This window comes from Klebsiella aerogenes KCTC 2190 (genome assembly GCF_000215745.1).
GTDB lineage: Bacteria > Pseudomonadota > Gammaproteobacteria > Enterobacterales > Enterobacteriaceae > Klebsiella > Klebsiella aerogenes.
Map to the genome: position 1 here is coordinate 4,523,537 of NC_015663.1, position 21,786 is coordinate 4,545,322.

Genomic DNA, 21,786 nt, shown 5'->3' on the forward strand with positions numbered 1-21,786 from the left:
TTTACATCCGCAGTTGGGTGACTTTTCCAGTCGGTTTAATGATCGGGAATTGCTTCACAATGAAATACCCACCGGCATCGTTGGGGTGATCGTTATCCGCCGTTTTATCCGGCTCACCGTTTTCACCCCAAACCTGTTGCTCAAGCGACTCGGTGTACACCGGGCACCGCTTTACATTCACTTTGTAGCGACGTTCACCGTTACCATTGCAGAACATGGCATTCATCGCGTTGATGCGGTCTTTCACTGGCGGGTTTGATGCATTAACAACAACATTGAAGCCGGCCTGCTTAAGCTGGGCGATATCCGTAGCGCTGGCATTGCTGGATTTGCGGGAATCGCCGGAAGCGTCCGGGTAAATATAGATTTCCCGCACCTTACGATAATCGTTGCCGTCGTACAGCCAGAACCGTTCTTTGATGATGCGGATCATGTCAGGTGTGTCGTATGCCTTCACGATTTCATTAACCGCAAATGGAAGCCCCAGACGTAATACATGAACAATCCCGGCCATCTTCCCGACGTTGAAATCCATACCGATATACAGCGGCTCACCGGGTTGTTCTTCCTCCCGGCAGTTATTCAGCTTACGATTAAACTGATGGTAAATCGTCCCGCTGGTAAGGTTGGTGAACTGGCCACGGAGATAAGCCTTGATCAGTTCTGGCGGGTATGACTCCATCAGCGACGGGATATAGTCCGGCGGCAGATTTTTTTCGTTGTCGAACGTCGAGGCCTGTACCAGGCCGTACAGCGTTGAGAGCGAAGGATTATCGCGTACAGCCTTTGCGAACTGCTGATAAACGAATTTAAACCCTTCCGGCGTAGTGGTGACGTCTATCCCATTACGAAGACCGGCCACGTTGTAACGCATACGAGCAATGATTTTTCGCCAGGCTAACTGCGCCTTTTTAGCGGGCATTACGTCCAGCTCATCAATCAGCGCATTACCGATTTTAAAACCAACGATGGTTTGCGGTTTCTCCATCGAGCGGCAAATCGTCGTTCCTCGGTACTGGCGCCCGGCGTAGAAGTGAACCTCTTTGTTTCCCTCGTTGATTTTGACATTCAGCCCCCAGTCGTGGGCCACCTCCTCAACAGTGGGATAAAAGATGTCACGGATCTGCGGATACGTTGGTGCAAAGTAGCCCTGGTTGATTTTTGGGTGTTCCCACATCCCTTTGCAGATACCACCGCAGCCGACCCATGTCTTGCCAGAACCGAATCCGGCGACGTAGGCCTTAAACTTGTACTGCATCGCAAGGAATTTGGCCTGAGGGATGTTAAGCGTCGGTGCTATCGCCATCCTCTTCCCTCACTCGTGCATCGACTACGTTGATATTGATTGCAACTGGCGTTGGCTCGTCATCCTCCGGGTCAGTGGCCAGTTCTTTGCGAAGTTTGTCGATCTCCAGCTGCCGGCGCTCAATTTCTATCTGTTGCAGGCGCTGGGCGAACTCACTATCAGCCAGGCCGAGACGTTTCATCACCGCCTCGTACATACGCTCACGGCTGATGGCGGTTATCTCAACGCCATTCTTACCAAGCTTCACACCGGAATAGGCAAGCGCAGCATCCGGCGCCAGTTTGCGCGTATCAGCGAAGAAAGGCTGGCCGATACCATCACCATTGCAGCGAGGACATTCCGGGTTAGGTGCGCTGGTGTGGTCGTAGCCGTATCCGCCATCATCCAAAGGTTCCCGACGTTTACGCTCCAGCGCTTCGAGGCGTTTCTCTTCGTACTCTACGGCATCGCGCCACTGATACTGATGACCGAAGCCCCAGCAGTAACGACAGCTCCCGCGGCGATACTGAGAAAGCTGGTTGGCGTCGAACGTTGCCAGCCGCCACATCTGCTCAAGCACTTCATCAGCACTTCCCAGCGTGCGCACGATGGATGCTTTCTGCTGCTGCGCAATGGCCTGCGCAACGTTAGGATTCGTTAGAAGCTGACGGCCATAGTTTGGGTCGCTATAACCAGCGCGCTCAGCGGCAGCCGTAGCGTTCTGGTCCTTGAGGTATTCGGCAATGAAGCGCTTTACCTTTGGACTCAGTTTGCTATCCACCAGCTCTTCTGCGCACTTTTCCTTCTGCGCAGTGCGCAATTTCTTCTGCGCAGGTTTTTGCGCAGTTTGCGCAGTGGGTTTCTTGATATATCGGCGGGCAGTAGCGTAATTCAGTCCCTGCGCTTCACACCAATCCTTCGGTGATACGCCGGTTGCGGCATGATCGGACAGGAACCGTTGCTGAAGCTCGCCCCAGTCCGGTTTTGCCATGGTCTTTTCCTGTGGTTGAAGCCATTAAAAAAGCCACCAGATAGCTGGCGGCCTTTGTAATGAGTTCCTTAACTGGACAGTTCAGTCGCGGTATCAAACAACGCCAGCGCTTCGGTCGCTTCCTGAATCGCCTTGCGGGTTTTCGAGACAATCTCACTTTCCGTGTAAACACGATCGAAAGAGTCTGCGAACAGCTCGGCTTTGAGATAGCTATCGCCAACCCAGTCAATGGCCAGCTTCGCCGCAGCGGTGTCGTAATTCACTTTCTTGATGATATCCAAGCGGATTTGTTCTGCAGGTGTAATTTCTGACATGTATTACCTCTATGCGATGGAGGAGCATTATCGAAGCCTCTTCCGAAGTGTCTTCTGTAATGCCATGAAAAAAGCCACCCGAGGGTGGCTGCGACTAATACAATACTTTCTCAAACAAATCTTTATGGAAAAAACCAATAAACCAGATTATAAAGTGACGCAATAAATGAAAGGAAGCTGATGAATGCAAAGAAGATTGCAATTATACCAGGCTGTCCCATCATATAACTTGCAACTTCTTTTGAGTATGGTTTCCCCCTTTCCTCCGCCGCTTTGAGCTCAGCCCTTGCCTTTGAAAGTTTTCGCTCCGCCGTAATATGACATAAGTATCCAAATACCAGAGCGATAATTAAAAAAACTATGAAGCCAGTTAACGTATTCATTAATACTAATCCTAAGTTTAGGGTAAAGCACATTATTTTCTCACCCTACTATAAGTGATTGTAATGGCTTAGCATAACAAGCTCTGTTTACTCCTACCTTTTTCAGTAGGTTTTTGACTTTTGGGATTCTTCATTAACTTAATAAAGTTCATCTACTCAATTTCACTGGGGGTTAACCTGTACGGTACAGCCATCCTGCTGTTTAGCTTCACTCATTTAGTAGCCTTTTCGATTAGGTGCGGGCAATTGGCCTGCACTGATTTGTTGTGCGCCAGAATGTCGCGCTTTGTCTGGCGGTCCAGTACGTCGATATCGTGGTCGGTCAGGTAGATAATTCGTACCCAACTGCAGGCCGTATCAACCACCACCGGGGCGGGTAAACGTTTCGCGCAGCTCACGATCAACATCGTCATCAGGCATATGGCTAACAGTCTGCTGTACATCGCTGGCCTCTCTGGTGGCTTCCTCTTTCCGTTCTGCCGCGGCGACGGTTGCAGCGGCGTTCTCTTCGGTCCGCTTCTTGTCTGCTTTGGCTTCCGCTTTATTGGTGCCACGCGCATGGCCGAAACCAAATGCGCCAGCGATAGCTGCAATCACCGCTGCCACCAGACCAATAATCATTTCAATGCCCATGAGGACCTCATACCAGCACGGCTTTTGCCAGATTAAAACGGCGACGGCGGTCATCAAGACCGTTTTTACCGCCGTTAATGATGATCGTGATACGTTCCACATCGCCGGAATACACAAGGCATCCGCTGGTGGCAAAGAACCACGCTGCGGAGCGCGCTGCATTTTCGTCCTGTTCCAGCAATTCCGGCTGCGTAACCAGATCCAGTTTTAGAGCCAGGCCGCATTTGCGATAGTTGCTTACCCCTGTGATTTGCTTCAGCCCGCGCCCGCGATATTTCCACCCGTCACCGGCAACCTGATTCCCAAGGTTCTTTTTCCCCCACTCGCCACCATAGACCAGGTTAGCGATAGCTCGCTGATCGGCCGGTTGTGTTGCCGTTCTGCCGAGGGCGGCGGCCTGCTGGGCGGTGATGCGGTGTTTACCGAACGTAGGAACAAGGCTATCTGCTGCATAGTTCAGATTCTCCACCAGCCGGGTAAAGCCTCCGGACTCATGTCCCATCTGGGCAATGAACATTGCTTGATCGAGTGGAGCAGTGATACCGAACTCTTTCATCGCGGCTGTGATATGCGGAAACCAACGCGCAGTTAACCCGGCGCCGATACCAGCCGCCTTCTGAAATTGAGATTGATTCATTAGTGCCTCAATGTATCGACCAGACGCGCCACGTTACCCCGTGCCCACAGCACAGCGGCGCATATCATCACGTTTGCCAGCACCACCAGCCAGTGAGACTGAACGTAAAGACCAAAGATAAATTGGAAAGGTATGCTCGCGTAAATCAACACCAGCAAGTAAGCAAGAATCGAGATACCAGGCCGATGCCTGGCACCGTGTCGTTGATAAAACATCAATGCGCAGACTATAACGGCACATATCACCGCATTGACCAGCGCAGCGGGGTCATTTATTACCACTCGAACCTCCTCCCCTTAGTCGGGAAAGTAATCCGAACAGGCTGCTCAAGTCCTGGCTGTTAATGAAAGTCAGGACCTTAATAGTGACAGCCGATGCCACCACCGCTCCGAGCGCGTCTAGCGGTCGGTCTGTATAGCCTGTCCAGGTAGTAAATTTTGAGCCTAATAATCCAGCAGCCAGAACACCGACAATAAACGACGTCATGAAGTAAGCTATTTGCCTTCCACGTGTCAGGTTTGCGGTCGTTGCCACATAAAATACCGCGCCGCCAAAAGCCCCAAACACCACACCAAAATCGGTATGAGTGATGACACCATATACGACGGAACCAATTAAACCGCCGCCAAAAATCAGGCCGGTACCAGTTAAAGGATCGGACATTAAGCCCCCTCTTATTGCTGTGAGTCCTCTCAGAATTGAGGGGAAAAAGAAAAGGCCACGCATAAGCGCAGCCTCAAATAATTTGTTCCTCAGCTCGCCGAGGTGCCGTATTTATTGCGAAAAAAAGCCCGCTGAGAGAGGCGGGCTGAAGTTGGCATTTCAAGGAGCAACGGTAAGAGCGCGCCTGATTGTCCGAGCTACCGATTTACCAGGATGCATTTGTTTTTTACCGTTACGTTCTTTAAACATAGAAGGGTAACTGTAAACAGTAAACCCGCCATGAATCTTAAATATGTTTAGTAGCAGTGTGGTGCCGGGTGCCTCCCGGTGAGCATGCCCCAGCCGGCATGACTCGCGCTGCATTTACAGGATTTCTGTAACTGACTGGTCGCCCCTCCGTTCAGGGGGATTCACCACAATTATAAATTAACAAGATGGTATTTATCAGGTCAATACGTAGTGACATCAGTAACCTACACCTGTTAACTATCTCCGGCTCCCCATGGCAAACATTTCATATAAAAAAGCCCACGCGTTAACGTGGGCTAAGATAAGGGGGTGTGGTGCCGGGTGCCTCCCGGTAAGTCGTTGGTCAGCCACCATGACTTGCGGTACGAGTGAATCTTGAGGATTCAAATACAATGCTGTTTCCGCCCCTCCGCATAGGGGGATTCACCACACACTCAAATTAACAAAGCATTAACTTCATGGTCAATAGTTTGTGACACCAGGACGCTACGCCTGCTTATTTACTGCCGCTCTGTTTTGGTATTGGCCGCCAGTAACTGCGGCTCAGCCGATTTACAGGTCTTTACGTCGACCGGCGCTGCAACTCGCTTGAGTACGTCACAAATAAAAAAGGCCACGCAGATGCTCAACCCTCGTTATTCTGGTAGGTAGACTGGATTGTTTCAGATGCTAAAATCTCATCCCAGGATGCCTATCATCCTTATAATAATGTTAGCTGTTTTACTTGGCCCGCCCATGCGGGCTTTTTTTGTACAAAACTCACACTAAAAACAGACAATGAAAATCATTAAAATCTCAATTCTTATAGTTGCTATTTTTCAATCCGTTATGTCATATGCAGCAGATATTCCCAAGGGTAAATATCAACAAGGTGATTGCATACGTGGAGCAGACCCGTCTTACTCATGGGATGGACAATTCGCAAAAGTTGAAGCCTACTCGTACATAAGCGGATTCATAGGGCCAAATTACATCCTCTACTTTCCTAATTACAAAGCCAGTTCAGTTATTTTCAGCCCTGATATCGAAAAGTCGACCATCAAAGTAGACTCCGTTTATTGCCAGAAGTACTGATAACGTCGGCCAGCACTGCATCCCACCTGGGAACACCACAAATAGAAAAGGCCGTCAATCGATAGCTATAAGAAACGAAAAAGCCCCGGCGTCTGCCGAGGCTCAAACATTCTTCTTCAACGGTGAACATACAATGCCCATCTTTAGAACAAATTAACACGAATTCGGGAAAAGTAAATATCTCAGCGCGTTATTTGTTTGAGCTGTCCCTCCGCCCACGCCTCTTCTATATCGAATTTAGTGATCAGTTCGTCAAAGAACGGTTTAACAGACTTCTTCCATGTATCCAGGGTGATGGCGTCCGTTACTTGGCAAATGGCACTGTGCACAGCAGTGGAGAGGATTCGCTCATATCCACGACCACCGCAGCGCTTGCAGTTGCCCATGACAGGTACGCCCTGCTTCTCGGTCTCATCCTGGTTCACGACCTTCCCCCGACCGTGGCAGTCGTTACAGGAGGCACTGACAGTCCCTTTTCCCTTGCACTTTTGACAAAGCACCCGAACCTGCTCCCGGACAGACTTTACTTCTTCCCAGTCCGACGGCGAGATTCCCTTTGTTACCTTGACCCACTTTGGCGGTTTCCCATCTGGATACGATACTTTGTTGGTGAATACCTCTGCGTCGATGAATCCGGAACCGCAGCAGCAATCACATTTTTTTTTGCTGGAAGCGCTTCGCGAATAGTCCTCAAAGGCGAACGTTGCGAGGATCTGGATAACCTGGGGTTTTACGTTCGACGCGAGCTTGCGCAGCGAGGCAACTTTATCGCATTTTGTCAGCGCGTAATCAGCCAATAGTCCTATAGCCCGATCCCGGTCATTGTTGCTAATGCCCATCTTGCCCAGGAATGCGCTATACCCCATTGCGGCACGTTCCTGCGTCATGCCCATTGCAGCCATAATGTCAGTGCCGGTTAATGAGTCTGATGCCGTCGCTCGTGGAGAATCGCTAATCATAGTGGACTTCGCGAAGTGGTATTTCACTGTATTTTCGAGGTTCATGCTATTTCTCCCAGAGACTGATAAATGCGGACAAAGTTTTTCAATATTTGATAATCGGTCATTACTGTTCCGCGGCACCGGAAAAGGCGGAGCTTTTGCCAGCGTTCGCGGATGAGTTCAACTACGTACGGGCTCATGCTTCCTCCAGCTCAGTGATGGTCAGTTCAAGCCGTCCACCTTTCACAACCGGCATTCTTTTCACGCTGTAATAATCAACTTGTTGATCGTCGAGCCAGAAACCGGATTTAGTGAGTGCATCGAAAGCCGCTTTTTGCAGGTTGTCCAGATCACGGCGGCGGCGGTCCGGCATGTGGCATTCAATTCGAATCCTAACTGCGGCAGATATTCCGATATCAAGCATCTGCTCTTTGATGATGCTGACTACGATATCGCGATATGCCTGCCCTTCTGCGCTGATATGCGTGCGCCCGCGGTTATGCCGGTAGTAGCGATTGTTGCTCGGTGGCCAGGGTAATGAGATCCGGTATTGGTTAGCCATGCTGCTCACCCCACTCTTTTGCCCATTCAATTTCGAGACGAGATTTCTCGCTGAACTTGACGCCCTGCAGTGTTCCGAACCAGTAAATAGCCTCAATGACCTCTACCATCTGGCGAACGGTCATCTTGCTGGTACGCTGACCAAACATCACAACGCCGCCATCAAGTCCGGGCGCCATTCGTTGTTCCTGCCTTTTGGACTTAGCTACCATCGCCGTGATGAGGTCTTTCCAGTCGTCGGAATCGTATTTGTTCCCGAACCAGGTAACCTGGTCAGACAGGTCTTTAAGGAGGGGCCACATCTTGCGATTCTGATGCAGCGTACGAGTCATCTCTTTGATGTCGAGAATCAGCGGCCGCTTCTGGTCAACCGGCAATGTGCGGATGAAGTTGATTGCGTTCTGCTTAACGCTTTCGTTAATGAGGTGGAATTGTTGCTTCACGCTTCACCCCCTGAGAGATAAAACGCAGAATGCAGAAAATCGCAGGTGCATTTCTGCATCTGTGACTGGTAGAAAGGTGTTCTGATTGTCGTTTGCACTTTGAGTCCCCTCAAAGCGCAGAAGTCACCGGAGTTGTTCAGGCTCCGATGACATGATTATGGCTGGTTGATTATAGAAAATCAAAAACCTTTTATGGCAACAACAAACCGCCGAGGGAGGTACGCCTGTTAATTTATGGAAAAAATTGCCCTAGATGGAACGCTAAAACAAGGATAAACTTTGCCCTGCTCCAGGCGTTGGCTCTACAAATGTTACATCTTTAATTCTCTCGCCTAGTAGAAAAAATTTCTCCAAAGATAGTGATGGTATTGTTGCAAACCCATCAGCCCCCTTTTTCCTAGCAACCTCTCTCACATCCATGAGAATTCGCCCTAATACGTTCATACCATAATAGTTACCTTCTGGGTCTTTACTGGCACCCCAGAATTGGTCCTTCTCTGAGTGTTCCACGATGAAATGGTCGCCTGTACTGTCTAACAGAGCAAAGAACGCATCCCAGTTCTGGCATAATTTTACGCAAACACACCACTTCATAATCGAAATTCGATTCTTATCCCATCCTGCGCGAGTTTTAGATTCAAACGATCGTGCGGTCTGCTTGGCTTCATAGGGGTTTCCTTGAGTAATGATGGCCTTTTGTATATCCGGATAGTCTGGATATCGGCATGCTTGGTAAAGGATTTCACTTGATTGAATAGGCAATCCATTGATTAACAATGGATATCCTTTAGCCATGTTGGACAGACCACCCCATTTTTCGGTGGTTTTCCTGAAGGAAAGTGTGTTCTGCAGCGGATATAATCTATAGCTCATACCACTCATTATACCCATTCCGCTTCATTAGTGGATACCAGCAGTCCAATGCGGGAGCACCTGTTGGTTCATAATCTCCCCACCAAAAAGCCAGCGGCACATTATTCGGGCAATTTCGATAAGTAAAGGTTGTTCCCCCAAAACCCAAACCGTCAAAAGTAGAAAAACCTAGAGGTTTGAGCACCTCACTAGGGGTTTTCCTGTGCAGCAAGATATTAAATCCGACTTTAGTAAGGATAGATTCGAAACGATCCCTTGAGGCTTCATTTCTAAAACTATCAGAAGAGTCATATCCATCTCTGAATACGCCTTTGTAAAGCTCACACTCCTCGAATTTCTCGGGAGTATCTACACTATATTCCCTTGGCCAGAAAACACCTGATTGAGCAGAACGACTTTTTCGGTTTTCAACCTCACGCATACCACCATTCTTCACGTGTACAAAAATATTTCTATCCTTGAAAATATATTCCAATCGCCTTTTTATATTATAATCAGAAAACGTATGAGATGAAAAAAAATATATATTTATTTTAATATCTCTTAAATTAAATTTTACAATAAAATTACTTAACGATTTGATGGCCTTTTCTCCTGAAAACGACACATCATCAATATATACAAATGTATCAAATTTATTTACTTCATCTTGAGTTGATGATTCAGTAACGATGTTAAATTTTATCCCTACTGTTTTATAAAGAGATTTAAGCAATTCCTTTTGACTAGAACCTTTTTTTTGAATATCTAAAAAACCTGCATATCTGAAGAATTTCACGTTATTTTCACTTCTTGCAATGGCTTTTATTTTTCTTTGATATTGACTTTCGGACAGGTAACCTGCATTAAGTAGATAAAGCGTTTCATCTAAGATAAATCGTCTATCCTCTACTGCAAATTGCTTGATCCATTTGCTGACATGTTCAGAGTTCATACCTCCAGCCGGAGGAGACGTGTAATCGCTCAACTTTTCAGCAATTTTATTGATTACTTTTTCATCAGGTGAAATATTTGAGGACATAAAAATTCCTTTTCATAACACAGTATCTAAAAAATAATAATACTTTTATTTATTTCAAATATAGACCGTATATTCAACTACTATATTTTATAGCAGGGAGATACTGATCACAATTTTTAGATATCTAATATAATGGTTTAATAACCAGCAGTCTAACATGCTAATTCACATAAAAAACTCATCAAACATTCCTCTTTTCTGTTAATTCTTTTAAGAATAAACATCAGTAACTCGGGCCGGGCTTAATGACACGGCTGGCGAATCACACTTGTTTCCCCATACGTTGAAACCGTGGGAAGATTTACGCGCAAAGAGCTCAATGCGTGGAAGATTACCCAGCAACCGAACCAGCATTTCACGCACGCAGTCTGGTTTACGTAATTGCTCATGTCGCGGCGAGGCGAGGTGCTGGATGATCGAGACGTTCTGCCGTGATGCCCGCTTGCCCTTTGCCGCGAAAAGACATCTTCACAGTTCGCCCGGATCAGGTGTCCCCTTCCCAACGCCGATTTGTCAGTTTGTTTCGGGTAGGTCTGATGCCAAGTGAGCGCCTTCCTTGTGATCCTGCGCACGCACTTCAGCCAGGAAAGCGTCGGTGGCCGGGGTTTGTATATCGCACATGAATTCAAGCGCGGTATCGCCATCGCCGTTGTTGAATACCCATGCTGAGGAATAGAACTCAATACCAGGTCATGTGGCGAGCTTATTCATCTTTTCGTTCAGCCCCACACTCTCCGCAGCCAGCTGCTTCACCCAGTCCTGCAGGTCTACGCCAGCCGGGCAGTTGGTCAGCTCGCGGCATTTCTCGATAGTTAACAGTGCTGCTGTGAGTTCGTTATTCAGTCATCCACCTCACCTTCAAGTAATGCGATAATTTCTTCAGGAGTCTCTTTAACGTCGATACGCTCGCCAGAGGACATTTTTCACAGTTGTAATTCCATGCGGAGCCATGCTCACGATATGCGCAGCAGCGACAAATACCGGTTCATAAACTGTTTCTGGTTCCCAGCCATATTTACCCTGGCGCTCAGTCGTCGCTCGCTGGCTTAATTTGATGAATTTCATGCCTGCGTTCTCCCATATACCGCTAAAAATTCGTTTCATCACCGGGCTCTGCCGGCACTCGTTGAAAATCTGATTGGTACTCTTCTGGCCGGAAAATTCTTCCTCAGTTGCCAGCCGGTAGTGAACCGTCCGCCAGACCTTCGCTACTGCTACCAGTACGCCCTGCTTTGCCTGGATGTTCGCCGCCTGGTTGATGCAGGTATGCGACATGCCAGAGGCTTCAGCCACATCCGGGGAGCTGCAGGTTTTGTGTGTCTTGAGGTAATTCAGAATTGCGTCTTTGCCGGTCATTGTTTGCGCCCTCTTAGTCCGTGCTTCTCGCGAATTTCAGCCAGCCTGGCCAGCCCCTGCATGTGTGATAACGGCTTACCACCAAGGACAGGAAGTTGCTTAACAGGCTCCGGAATCGTCTCTCCTGAGTTAATCCGGTTAGCCATGCGCGCCAGTTCTTCTGATGCCTTACGGCGCAACTCAGCGTCACTGAGGCCGTTTGCGCGCATGTTCTGGTACAGGGATGTAACCAGCCAGTAGTGCGCGTTGGACTCCCAGGGGTAAGACTCAGCATCCGGATACTGTCCGCGCGTACGGCAGTACTGGTAAATCATGTCCACCAGTTGATCGGCGTTAGATAACCCGGCCGCCGCGGCTTCTTCAGCTTTGCACCAGGCGACAAACTGGCCGGGTGACGGAAGGAATGGACGCTCCTGGCGACGGGCTACCCGCATGCCAGTCGCAACCTGCTCCATGGTGGTGATGCCGTTTTCCCTGAATGCCAGAACCCACTGGCGCCGGATTTCGTTCATCTCGGTCTGGTCGCGGTTTGCAGTGGTTGCCGGGAAGGCGGCCAGCAACTGGCTAAACACACTGTTGATGACCTGGGCCACCTGCTCAAGCTGCGATTTCTCGTCGTGCTGTTCAGGCAGGTTGTGCGCAAAGCGGCGCATCTGCTCGCGGTCAAAGTTATGCATCTGCTCTGCAAGGCTTTTCATAGCTGCACTCCGTAAATCCAGTCAGTGTTGGTCAGGTCAACCTTCGGCTTGTCGGCGGCAGAACCGTTGCTCTGCTTGCCTCGTTTGATATCGAGCTGAGTCCACTTTTCACGAAGGGTGGATGGGCACAGGACATTGCCCTTCCAGAACTTGTCTTCACAGGCCCACTTGAACAGCGAGGCGATTTCCTTGTGGGTGCGCTTGTCACGCTCTCGCATCAGGCGGATATCATTCGCCCAGGTGGCGTAGTTCGGTTTTCTTGCAGAGGGGGCGATGCCCTGTACGACGGTGAACAGCCATTCAGCACAGCGGAGGTCTTCAGAGTTTCCCCATTTGGTGCCGCTCTGGATCGCTGCTTCTGGTCTCAAAGCAGGAGTTTTCTTTCCGGGCTTGTCAGAGGATTCGTCAGAATTCTCGGACGAAGAGTTATTTATATTCTTGTTATTACCTTCTTGTTCATGATGTGCGGGGAATTGTGCGGCCTTATGTGCGGCATACCCTTCCGAACCCGCGCCATTACTGGCTTCGTCATGTGCGCTTATATGTGCGGCTTTATGTGCGGGCAAATCGTCCATTTTTTGAGCATATTCGAGATAGTTTTTAATGGTGATCACCCTGCCTTTTCTCTTCTCTCCCTCGATGGTGATCATCCCTTCGCGAACGAAAACAGACAGCATTCTCTCCACTGCGTCACGGCTTGTCGGATTACCCTGACGGTCACACAACTGAAGCCCAAGATCTGCAGCAGTGACGACCAGTTGACCGGGTTGCAGAGGCCATTGCTTGCCCTTGAAGAAGGCCACATATGGCTGCCTGGCTGCGTCAATGAGAAGGTTTTCCCACAATGCGCGCAGGAACACATCTTTAGCCCATGACTTCTTCTTGATGCTCCGGTACAACGGGACGTAACCAGACTTCTGGTTCTCCATCCTGTTGCTCCTGGCGGCTGAGTGTGCCGCGAAATTGGCGTAAGCTACGTTCGACACAGTTAAACCTCCTGCGCCTGGCGTTTTTGATTAGCGTTTGTCATAATGACCTCGCAATTGACTGACGTTATTTGCAATTGAAAGCCGTTGGTGTTCCAGCACCGCGGCTTTCACCATTTCTGAAGTCTTCACATAACCCCCAGCATCGACGTAACCATCGTCATCAGTGGGCCTACCTGCTCCGGCATGAGGCGAAACAGCGAAGCGATACCCTCGCTTACCTCCTTCAGTTTCTGGTGCTCAGGTGCGTTAAGAAGCACTGCCTGCTTGGCTTCGGCACACTCTTTCATTGCAGAAGCTATCAACGACATGGTGTCGTTTTGCGGCGCCAGCTTTGTTCGGAATTCCAGCGGTAAAACGGCCATGATTGCCGGAGTCAGCTGGCGAACGTTCTCGCGGTACTGATCCGAATCAAATCGGTTATCCAGGAAGCGAAAGAGTTTCTGCCGGGCACGGCTGATATCGTCAGGAAAGCTGATTGAATCGCCGCCCTGCTCCCGGTACTCGTTGATAATCAGTGCCGATACCACGTCCTGATTGTCGATAGCCGACGCCCAGGCTCTTACTGCATCTCGGATCAGGTCATGATCGTGATCCTGTTTTGTTTGAGCGCGATTTATCATCGCGGCCGGAACGAATCCGGTATTGTGGTGATACGTAAGTGATTGCATTTGCATTCCCTTAGTTAAATAGTTTCCAAATGGCTGATAATTCAGCCGTTAGATTTGATTTCCTGATTTTTAAAGAGCGTTTAAAGCTGAAACTCTAAGCTACTGACTTCTCGGCATTCGGGAACAATGTCGGCAAGTCAGGGCGAATCTGGTGAGCCTTGATTGCTCCTCCAGTGGCGCTAACAATGCTGCCAACGTGCTCAGGGGAAACCTTCGCTTTGTTATGCAGCCACTTGTAAACGGCCTGCTGAGAAACTTCGCAGGCATCGCCCAGTTTTTTCTGCGAACCGACAATACTAATCGCGGTTTTAATTACTGGGTTCATAACAACCTCCGTAGTGAATATGAAAGAAGAATAAAACTATGGTTGTATTTAGTCAACAACCATTTTCGTTTGATGGAATAAAACCACGGTTGTACATTTGAACTATGAAAACGACACTCGCAGAACGACTCAAAGAAGCGCGCTCTAAACGAGGCCTTACTCAAAAGGCTCTCGGGGAGTTAGTTGGGGTAAGCCAAGCGGCTATACAGAAGATTGAAACTGGCAAAGCAAATCAAACGACCAAGCTGGTAGAGATCGCCAACGCTCTTGGGGTTCAACCAGAATGGCTAAGTTCCGGTGAAGGTGTGATGACTACCGGCGGAGAACACTCGGCCCAAATTCAATCCAGAAACTCAGCCTCAGACACTTTCAGGGTTGACGTGCTTGATCTCACAGTAAGTGCCGGGCCAGGCATCATAAACAATGAATTCATAGAAATTCTGCGATCTGTCGAATATTCAGAAGCTGATGCCCGCCAGATGTTTAATGGACGTAAGCCCGATCAAATCAGAATAATTAACGTCCGTGGCGATAGCATGAGCGGGACTATCGAGCCTGGAGACCTTCTTTTCGTCGATATCAGCGTTCAGCGCTTCGATGGGGATGGGATTTATGCTTTCCTCTACGATGAGACGGCACACGTTAAGCGCCTTCAGATGATGAAGGATAAGCTTATTGTGATATCGGATAACAAAACTTATGTACCGTGGGAACCCATCGAAAAAGACGAGATGAATCGTGTTTTTGTGTTCGGCAAAGTTATTGGCAGCATGCCGCAAACATACAGAAAGCATGGGTAGATCCTTTTAATTTGGACTGATAAGCGTTCTAGTAACTCCGTAGAAATGCAGAGGAAGCATGTTTGACTTGGTTATCCCCATACTGATTACTTTACTGATTATCGTGCTGGTTGGGATCGTGCTAAGGCTGGATAAGATTTTCTTCAAGCGAAGGGATGAGCGGGATGACTTTGAGTGAACAATAGCATTCCACTATTCTGACGTTTAGATGATTAGAGGTCGCAGAAATGCGGCCTTTTTTTTGGTAACGATGTCACCATTGGTAAACCGTTTACCAGAAGATTCTTGATTTGAGTGGTTAACGATGTCACCATTGGTAAACCGTTTACCAATGGTAGACTAACTAACCATCAGTGACATCGTTAACCAGGGGTCGTTATGAAAAAGTATGCAATTTGGAATAATAAGGGTGGGACAGGTAAAACTAGTCTATCTTTTCAAGCTATATGCCGTTATGCAGAAACCAATCCGCTGCAAAGAATCCTCGTTATTGACGTTTGCCCTCAAGCCAACCTCTCGGAATTATTCTTAGGAGGTTTAATAGGAAATGGGAGTGTTAATCTGCTCACTCGTCACGATTTAGCCAGCCGTTGTACATTAGGTGGTTATTTCCAAATGAGACTTCCGACGCCATATCAAAAACCAAACTTCGACTCTCATGACTACCTAACTAATCCAAAACTGTTTAACGATAACATCCCAAGCAACATCTCTCTGATTTGCGGAGATCCTCTTCTTGAGCTTCAGGCAAATGCAATCAATACCCTAGCTAACCAGCAGATTCCTGGGACTAACGCATGGGTAAGCATCATAGACTGGATTAACGACCTTGTAAGCGGACTTGATGGTGAATACGATGCTTTGTTTGTGGATTGCAACCCTAGCTTTTCAATCTATACGCAAATAGCATTAGCTGCCGTTGAAAAACTAATCCTTCCTGTAATGGCGGACGACTCATCACGAAGGGCTATTCAGAACGCATTCTCTTTGATCTATGGATTAAAATTACCATCAGACATATACGCGTCATACGCATTTGCAAATAAACTGAACACGGTAAACAGGCCATTACCAAAAGTTCATATGATTGCCAAAAATCGCCTAACGCAGTATATGGGGCCAGCCTCAGCTTATGCTGCTGTGCTAAATTCCATAGACAATGACATTCAACAATTATTGGTAAGCAACCCTGAGATTTTTGACTTCACCACAGTAGATGACGGTGTCGTAAACATTAAAGATTTCCAGACAACAGGAGTAGTAGCTTTCGCCAAGGGCTGTCCATTTTCCATACTACCTACTGGAAGCGTCAGGGTTATGAATAGGAGGGTTAAAGTTAATGGACCTTATAAACAGTCATGCCTAGAGGCTATCGACAAGATGGTTGACAAGCTGTAATGCTATTGCCAATAACCCGGCCGCCGCGCCGGGTTTTCACTTTCCGCACCACCTCTGCAGCGTCACGCAACAACCCCTTGTGGATGACATTCCCTACAGCCTTACGCTTTCCCTCCAGAAATCCGACAATGTTCTCTTTGTTGATCTCAATACCATTATAAATCAGCTCGAATACCCCCCCCACCTCTCCAGCCATGAAGGCCAAGCGGTTATCAGCAAGTTCATCTCGTTCCACGCCCTCTTCTAATGTTGTTTTTTTGAACATATCACACAGACATAAAAAATAAATTCCGTTTACCTACAACCACATAAAACCAAAACAACTACAATAACAACTATTGTTGTTGACGATAAAACAACTATAGTTTTTAATAAGTCCATCGAAACGAAACATCGACAACTGAGCGAAGTTAGCCAGAGGTTAAGTGGAGATTCGGTCAGTCGAACGGCGCGACAGTAAACCATGCGTCGGGCGCCCGGCGGGCTCAGGGAGAGCGGCAATGGTGCGTAATCAAACGACTTTCATACCTCAGTCGCTTCACCGAGGCAGCTTAGTTATGACAACCGGCGGCCATCCACCGCCAGAGATTAAGCGCAGAAGTCTTTCTTGTTCCGCTGGCCGGCGATAAGGCAGAGGTTGAAATGAGTAAGCAAGGCATCAGAGCCCTGATCATTTCGGCAGTTATCGGGCTCTTCATCTGGACGGCGCTAATCAGCGCAGTGTGGGAGTTATATCAATGGTCGATTTTGCACGTAAACCCGCTCGTCAGCAGGCTATTCGGTTAAGCCCTCTGTCAGCATTCATTCGTCGGGTGTGTTACATGCTCGCACAAAAAGGTGACCCTTCATGAACACGATGTTCGCACTGGTTCTCACTGTCGGCATGCTGACTGGCGGAAATATGGACGTTCTTCTCGGTGTCTATGACAGCGAGTCAGATTGTAAGAAAGCAGCTGTTGAGCAGGGAATTGAAGAAAACTGTTACCCGCTTAAGGGAGTATTAGCAGAAAACCCAGCCGCATTTACGGCTCAGATATAGGGGGAGTTATGCAGAAGAAATGCGCTTATTGCCGCAAGCCGATTGAGGAAGGCAAGGAAGTAAAAATGACCATCCTCATCATTCACGGTTCGCAACTGGCGCCACGGGAAAGAACCTATTGCTCGACGAACTGCGGTCAATACGACCAGATGGCCAACGAGGCCTAACGTAAAACCCGCCGAAGCGGGCTGTACGTCCGGTGACACCGACCAAAGTTCCACCGGAAATTACCAAAAACCAATGAACACCCTGAATGGGCGCTATCAATGGCCCGAGGGATTTTACATCCAAAATTGAGGCTATCACATGGAATATTTTTATCTGATAAAAGCGACTCAAAAATCGGGTAAAGCCGATGCTGTAATCTGGCGTTCTGCAAAAACCGAATCCCGCGCGCTGCTGCAGCTGGACGTTGACCTGGAAGATGCTGAGATCGAAACAGGCCGCGGCAAAGACTATCAAAAGCCAATCCGTACCGATTTCCCGGTATTTAACGATCTTCCGGCTGAAGGTGTTCTCGATTACTCCTGGTGCGAACGCTACCAGCTCGCCGACGATGGCCGCACCTGGGCACTGAAGCCAGGACAAGAGCCTGTAGACGTTCATCACACCGATGATGCTGAAGTATCCTCTGAGCCTGTCACTGACGAGTTGGTTGATGACAATAGTGCTGACGATGCTGGTGATGTCGATACCGTGGAATCGTTCGGCAATGCTGAATACGAAAACGATACAAACGCCCTGTTCAATATTGCTGAGCAGCCGTTCCGCATTAAGCTGCTGGCGCAGTACATGGCGAATGATAATCACGTCTATCAAATCAGTATTCCGCACCGTAAAGAGCTCGCAGTTCTGGAAATGGATACCGATAACTCCGCAGTGCAGGATCTGATTCTCGCCGCCGAGAACGTCCAGGGTTTGAAGGATGCCGACATGCCTACCCTGTGGAAATTTACCAGCGCCAACAAAGCAGTATTTCCTGAAGGTAAGCGCCACGAACTGGGCAAGCGTATCCAGTTTGCAAAACTGTGGTTTGAAACTCCGCACATTGACCGCGGCATACTCGTTCGCGAATGGTCTGCCGGCAATTATATTTCTGCTGTTCAGAAAACGGATACCGGCACGAATGCTGGCGGTGGTAATAAAACCGATCGCAACCCTGACTACACCCATACCCTTGATACGCTTGATGTTGAGATTGCTCTGGCCACAATGCCGATGGATTTCGATATCTACAATTTCCCGGCATCCATTCATCGCCGGGCTAAAGAAATCGTCCAGAAAAAAGAAAGCCCGTTCAAAGAATGGTCTGCTGCGCTGCGTAAAACCGCAGGCATCCTGGACTATTCCCGCGCTGCTATTTTTGCCCTCATTCGTGGCGCCACCAGCGATATACATCATTTCCCGGTAAGCCTGCAGACCTATATCAATGCGAACCTGACAGAGCATAAGCATGAAACGCCCTCTGCTGAAACGCTTGAGAAAGCCGGGCATGTGTCATCTGCCGCCGTCGCTGAACGGTCAGCCGTGGATAAGATTCTCGCAGCTGAGCGCGGTGAATATATCGAAGGGGTAAGCGATCCAGATGCACCGAACTGGGTAACGGAAGACCTGACTAAACCCAAACAGCCTGAAGTTTCAAACATGGGCAATGGTGTTTTTTCGATTGATGGTCTGATGGATAGCCAGCCAGCACCAGCATCAGCACTTTGTATCGTGGACCAGACGCGCCAGCGCGCTGCAGAAGAAAAATTACATCCAGCTAATTCCGGGGAAACCACCAGCGATGTGCAGATGGAAACGGCTCAGCCAGTCGAAGACGAAAATGATAATGCGGTATCAGCAAGCGAAGGCACTGATGCAACTGCTCCGCAAGCAGATGCCGTGAACATGCGCGACATTCTTGCTGAGCGCTGCCCTGACCTTACCGCGGCAGTATTGAAGGACCAGCAATCAGCAACTGCAGAAGAAGAGCATGAGCCAGAGCCGGAAGCAACAAAATGGCCTGAATTCTTCGAGCCCGGTCGATATGAAGGTGTTCCGAACGATGTTTACCACGCGGCGAACGGCACCAGTTCGACTCAGGTTAAAGATGCCCGTATATCTCTGATGTATTTCGAAAAACGCCACGTCTCGAAAGTCATTGAAAAAATGCGCTCTCCTGTTCTGGATATGGGCAATCTGGTGCATGCGCTGGCGCTGCAGCCTGAACAGCTGGAAAAAGAATTCAGCATCGAGCCGGAAATCCCGGAAGGCGCCTTCACGACGACTGCGACGATCCGCGCGTTTATCGACGAGTACAACGCCGGTCTTCCGCCGCTTTTGAGTGCTGACGACATCAAGGCGCTGCTGGAGGCGCACAACGCCACCCTGCCCGCTCCGGTACCGCTGGGCGGCGACAAAGATGCAATCGGTATTGCGTATCTGGAATTACCTGACGAGTTCAAGCGAATCGTTGGTGACGATAAAAACTTTACCGCGTCAGCAATGAAGGCCTGCATCAAAGAATACAACGCCACCCTGCCTGCGCCTGTTAAAACCAGCGGCAGCCGTGATGCCATGTTGGAACAACTGGCGATTATCAATCCTGACATGGTCGCTCAGGAAGCCCAGAAGGCGCAGCCGCTGAAAGTATCAGGCACCAAAGCGGATCTGATTCAGGCTGTGAAATCGGTTAAACCGGATGCCGTGTTTGCCGACGAACTGCTGGATGCATGGCGCGAAAACCCGGAAGGAAAAATACTGGTTACCCGCCAGCAGATGAGCACTGCGCTGGACATTCAGAAAGCACTATTGAACCACCCCACCGCCGGCAAGTTGCTCCAGCATCCGAGCCGCGCCGTTGAAGTGAGCTATTTCGGTATAGATGAGGAAACCGGGCTGGAAGTTCGCGTACGCCCTGACCTTGAGATAGACATGAGCGGCCTGCGCATTGGTGCGGACCTGAAGACCATCAGCATGTGGAACATCAAGCAGGAAGGCCTGCGCGCGAAGTTGCACAGGGAAATCATTGAGCGCGATTACCACCTCAGCGCGGCCATGTACTGCGAAACCGCTGCTCTGGATCAGTTCTTCTGGATTTTCGTCAACAAAGACGAGAACTACCACTGGATCGCCATTATCGAGGCATCCGAAGAGCTACTGGAGCTCGGCATGCTGGAATACCGCAAAGCAATGCGTGCCATCGCGAACGGCTTCGACACTGGCGAATGGCCAGCGCCGATTACTGAAGACTACGCCGAAGAACTTAACGATTTTGATGTGCGCCGTCTCGAAGCACTGCGCGTACAGGCATAAGGGGGAACAGTCATGGAAAACACTAACATTGTTACAGCCGAACAGCAGGCACCAAACACCATTTCAGCTAGCAACGCGATCTTTAACGTTCAGGCTCTCGGTCAGTTAACTGCTTTCGCAAACCTTATGGCTGATTCACAAGTGACAGTGCCAGCTCACCTTGCAGGTAAGCCAGCCGATTGTATGGCCATCGTTATGCAGGCTATGCAGTGGGGCATGAATCCCTATGCAGTCGCGCAAAAAACGCATTTGGTAAACGGCGTGCTCGGATATGAAGCCCAACTCGTCAACGCGGTAATAGCCAGTTCCAGTGCTATCAACGGTCGATTTCATTACCGCTACGGCGGGGACTGGGAACGTTGCACAAGGACTAAGGAAATTACCAGGGAAAAACACGGTAAAAATGGGAAATACAACGTTACCGAACGAGTGCGAGGCTGGACTGATGAAGACGAAATCGGGCTGTTTGTTCAGGTCGGCGCGATCCTTCGCGGTGAGTCAGAAATCACCTGGGGTGAGCCGCTTTATCTCTCGGGTGTTGTAACTCGTAACTCCCCATTGTGGGTTTCTAACCCGAAGCAGCAGATCGCTTATCTGGGCGTGAAATACTGGGCTCGCTTGTACTGCCCTGAAGTGATCCTGGGTGTTTATAGCCCGGACGAAGTTGAGCAACGAACAGAACGAGAAATCAATCCGGCCCCGGTGCAAAGAATGTCTGTAGCTGAGATTACCAGCAGTTCAGACATCACCACCAGCGAACAGGACGCAGCTATCAGCATTGATTCTCTAGCCGATGATTTTCGTGTCCGCATTGAACGCGCCGAGTCGGTTGATGCAGCCAAAGCCATCAGGGCTGACCTGGATAAAGAGAAAGCTGTGTTGGGTACTGTTCTCTTCACCGAACTGAAAGGTAAAGCGGTGCAGCGCTACTTCATGGTTGATGCCAGAAACAAAATTGAGGCGGCCATAAATTCACTTCCTAACCCGGGAGATCCGGAAGCCGAAGCATTATTCGCGAAGGCAGAAAGCACCCTGACCTCATCGCGCCGACACCTCGGTGATGAACTGTATGACCAGTTCCGTATCACACTGGACGACATGAAACCGGAATACGTTGGCTAACCAGATTGGGAGGGCAACTCTCCCGA

Annotated in this window: 26 protein-coding genes and 4 pseudogenes; 6 read left to right on the top strand and 24 right to left on the bottom strand. The window is 49.1% G+C overall.

The features are described 5' to 3' along the window. Nucleotide 1: 1 nt before the first annotated feature. The 23 genes and pseudogenes from EAE_RS21340 to EAE_RS21440 all read right to left on the bottom strand — a co-directional run bounded on the left by EAE_RS21340 (nucleotide 2) and on the right by EAE_RS21440 (nucleotide 14,104). On the bottom strand, nucleotides 2-1,306 hold the full coding sequence (locus EAE_RS21340) for a terminase large subunit domain-containing protein (RefSeq protein ID WP_015705700.1): 1,305 nt from the start codon (nucleotides 1,304-1,306) through the stop codon (nucleotides 2-4). Next, nucleotides 1,284-2,276 (bottom strand): terminase small subunit, encoded by a 993-nt coding sequence (locus EAE_RS21345; protein ID WP_015705701.1) that lies wholly within the window; start codon nucleotides 2,274-2,276, stop codon nucleotides 1,284-1,286. Before EAE_RS21345 ends, EAE_RS21340 begins: the two co-directional genes overlap by 23 nt. A gap of 68 nt (nucleotides 2,277-2,344) precedes the next feature. Then, on the bottom strand, nucleotides 2,345-2,590 hold the full coding sequence (locus EAE_RS21350) for a DUF2560 family protein (protein WP_015705702.1): 246 nt from the start codon (nucleotides 2,588-2,590) through the stop codon (nucleotides 2,345-2,347). Between the two features lie 122 nt (nucleotides 2,591-2,712). After that, the gene (locus tag EAE_RS21355) at nucleotides 2,713-2,973 is read right to left on the bottom strand and encodes a hypothetical protein (protein WP_015705703.1); all 261 of its coding nucleotides are present in this window, start codon (nucleotides 2,971-2,973) and stop codon (nucleotides 2,713-2,715) included. 212 nt (nucleotides 2,974-3,185) lie between these two features. Continuing rightward, nucleotides 3,186-3,380, bottom strand: coding sequence for a hypothetical protein (locus EAE_RS25335; RefSeq protein WP_047047179.1), 195 nt, complete (start codon nucleotides 3,378-3,380; stop codon nucleotides 3,186-3,188). Then, on the bottom strand, nucleotides 3,331-3,606 hold the full coding sequence (locus tag EAE_RS21360) for a hypothetical protein (protein ID WP_015705705.1): 276 nt from the start codon (nucleotides 3,604-3,606) through the stop codon (nucleotides 3,331-3,333). The genes EAE_RS25335 and EAE_RS21360 overlap by 50 nt, the downstream gene beginning before the upstream one ends. A 7-nt stretch (nucleotides 3,607-3,613) precedes the next feature. After that, a complete protein-coding gene (locus EAE_RS21365) occupies nucleotides 3,614-4,243 on the bottom strand; it encodes a glycoside hydrolase family 19 protein (protein ID WP_015705706.1) in 630 nt (209 codons plus the stop codon). After that, nucleotides 4,243-4,524, bottom strand: a complete 282-nt coding sequence (locus EAE_RS21370) for a phage holin family protein (protein WP_015705707.1) — start codon at nucleotides 4,522-4,524, stop codon at nucleotides 4,243-4,245. Before EAE_RS21370 ends, EAE_RS21365 begins: the two co-directional genes overlap by 1 nt. Beyond that, nucleotides 4,511-4,906 (bottom strand): phage holin family protein, encoded by a 396-nt coding sequence (locus EAE_RS21375; RefSeq protein WP_032421481.1) that lies wholly within the window; start codon nucleotides 4,904-4,906, stop codon nucleotides 4,511-4,513. The genes EAE_RS21370 and EAE_RS21375 overlap by 14 nt, the downstream gene beginning before the upstream one ends. Nucleotides 4,907-6,411: 1,505 nt before the next feature. Then, entirely contained in the window at nucleotides 6,412-7,233 is an 822-nt protein-coding gene (locus EAE_RS21380; RefSeq protein WP_015705710.1) for an antitermination protein, read from the bottom strand. Next, nucleotides 7,230-7,370, bottom strand: a complete 141-nt coding sequence (locus EAE_RS21385) for a YlcG family protein (RefSeq protein ID WP_015705711.1) — start codon at nucleotides 7,368-7,370, stop codon at nucleotides 7,230-7,232. Before EAE_RS21385 ends, EAE_RS21380 begins: the two co-directional genes overlap by 4 nt. After that, nucleotides 7,367-7,732: a crossover junction endodeoxyribonuclease RusA gene (rusA, locus tag EAE_RS21390; RefSeq protein WP_015705712.1), complete on the bottom strand. Its 366-nt coding sequence runs from the start codon at nucleotides 7,730-7,732 to the stop codon at nucleotides 7,367-7,369. The genes EAE_RS21385 and rusA overlap by 4 nt, the downstream gene beginning before the upstream one ends. Continuing rightward, complete coding sequence (locus EAE_RS21395) at nucleotides 7,725-8,174, bottom strand: recombination protein NinB (protein WP_015705713.1); 450 nt, start codon at nucleotides 8,172-8,174, stop codon at nucleotides 7,725-7,727. The genes rusA and EAE_RS21395 overlap by 8 nt, the downstream gene beginning before the upstream one ends. After that, a pseudogene (locus EAE_RS25340) lies at nucleotides 8,171-8,239 on the bottom strand (hypothetical protein); the annotation flags it as partial. The gene EAE_RS21395 and the pseudogene EAE_RS25340, both read right to left, overlap by 4 nt. Nucleotides 8,240-8,435: 196 nt before the next feature. After that, nucleotides 8,436-9,047 carry an NADAR family anti-phage protein gene (locus EAE_RS21400; RefSeq protein ID WP_015705714.1) on the bottom strand — a complete coding sequence of 204 codons (612 nt, stop codon included), beginning with the start codon at nucleotides 9,045-9,047 and terminating at the stop codon, nucleotides 8,436-8,438. Further along, on the bottom strand, nucleotides 9,037-10,068 hold the full coding sequence (locus EAE_RS21405) for a phosphoribosyltransferase-like anti-phage protein (protein WP_015705715.1): 1,032 nt from the start codon (nucleotides 10,066-10,068) through the stop codon (nucleotides 9,037-9,039). Before EAE_RS21405 ends, EAE_RS21400 begins: the two co-directional genes overlap by 11 nt. 210 nt (nucleotides 10,069-10,278) lie before the next feature. Beyond that, complete coding sequence (locus EAE_RS25345; protein WP_223848509.1) at nucleotides 10,279-10,485, bottom strand: MT-A70 family methyltransferase; 207 nt, start codon at nucleotides 10,483-10,485, stop codon at nucleotides 10,279-10,281. A gap of 474 nt (nucleotides 10,486-10,959) precedes the next feature. Continuing rightward, nucleotides 10,960-11,133: a hypothetical protein gene (locus EAE_RS25045; protein WP_223848500.1), complete on the bottom strand. Its 174-nt coding sequence runs from the start codon at nucleotides 11,131-11,133 to the stop codon at nucleotides 10,960-10,962. Beyond that, nucleotides 11,130-11,424, bottom strand: a pseudogene (locus tag EAE_RS21420) (protein ren). Before EAE_RS21420 ends, EAE_RS25045 begins: the two are co-directional and overlap by 4 nt. Next, nucleotides 11,421-12,122 carry a replication protein P gene (locus EAE_RS21425; RefSeq protein ID WP_015705717.1) on the bottom strand — a complete coding sequence of 234 codons (702 nt, stop codon included), beginning with the start codon at nucleotides 12,120-12,122 and terminating at the stop codon, nucleotides 11,421-11,423. The pseudogene EAE_RS21420 and the gene EAE_RS21425 overlap by 4 nt, the downstream one beginning before the upstream one ends. After that, the gene (locus EAE_RS21430; RefSeq protein WP_015705718.1) at nucleotides 12,119-13,051 is read right to left on the bottom strand and encodes a replication protein; all 933 of its coding nucleotides are present in this window, start codon (nucleotides 13,049-13,051) and stop codon (nucleotides 12,119-12,121) included. Before EAE_RS21430 ends, EAE_RS21425 begins: the two co-directional genes overlap by 4 nt. Nucleotides 13,052-13,236: 185 nt before the next feature. Next, complete coding sequence (locus EAE_RS21435; RefSeq protein ID WP_015705719.1) at nucleotides 13,237-13,779, bottom strand: toxin YdaT domain-containing protein; 543 nt, start codon at nucleotides 13,777-13,779, stop codon at nucleotides 13,237-13,239. 94 nt (nucleotides 13,780-13,873) lie between these two features. Continuing rightward, entirely contained in the window at nucleotides 13,874-14,104 is a 231-nt protein-coding gene (locus tag EAE_RS21440) for a transcriptional regulator (protein WP_015705720.1), read from the bottom strand. A 104-nt stretch (nucleotides 14,105-14,208) separates the two neighbouring features. Here EAE_RS21440 and EAE_RS25355 point away from each other — a divergent pair, with 104 nt between their 5' ends. Next, entirely contained in the window at nucleotides 14,209-14,904 is a 696-nt protein-coding gene (locus tag EAE_RS25355) for an XRE family transcriptional regulator (protein WP_015705721.1), read from the top strand. A gap of 378 nt (nucleotides 14,905-15,282) precedes the next feature. Further along, nucleotides 15,283-16,302, top strand: coding sequence for a ParA family protein (locus tag EAE_RS21450; protein ID WP_015705723.1), 1,020 nt, complete (start codon nucleotides 15,283-15,285; stop codon nucleotides 16,300-16,302). A gap of 40 nt (nucleotides 16,303-16,342) precedes the next feature. On the opposite strand, the pseudogene EAE_RS21455 reads toward EAE_RS21450, so the two are convergent. After that, nucleotides 16,343-16,537 (bottom strand): annotated as a pseudogene (locus EAE_RS21455) (hypothetical protein); the annotation flags it as partial. Nucleotides 16,538-17,149: 612 nt separating this feature from the next. Here EAE_RS21455 and EAE_RS21460 point away from each other — a divergent pair. The 4 genes and pseudogenes from EAE_RS21460 (at nucleotide 17,150) to EAE_RS21470 (ending at nucleotide 21,760) form a co-directional block, all read left to right on the top strand. Further along, nucleotides 17,150-17,341: a DUF1482 family protein gene (locus EAE_RS21460; RefSeq protein WP_015705725.1), complete on the top strand. Its 192-nt coding sequence runs from the start codon at nucleotides 17,150-17,152 to the stop codon at nucleotides 17,339-17,341. An 8-nt stretch (nucleotides 17,342-17,349) separates the two neighbouring features. After that, on the top strand, nucleotides 17,350-17,508 hold the full coding sequence (locus tag EAE_RS25050; protein ID WP_015705726.1) for a YdaE family protein: 159 nt from the start codon (nucleotides 17,350-17,352) through the stop codon (nucleotides 17,506-17,508). Nucleotides 17,509-17,647: 139 nt separating this feature from the next. After that, nucleotides 17,648-20,638: a RecE family exodeoxyribonuclease gene (locus EAE_RS21465; protein WP_015705727.1), complete on the top strand. Its 2,991-nt coding sequence runs from the start codon at nucleotides 17,648-17,650 to the stop codon at nucleotides 20,636-20,638. Further along, nucleotides 20,601-21,760 (top strand): annotated as a pseudogene (locus tag EAE_RS21470) (RecT family recombinase). Before EAE_RS21465 ends, EAE_RS21470 begins: the two are co-directional and overlap by 38 nt. Nucleotides 21,761-21,786 lie beyond the last annotated feature (26 nt).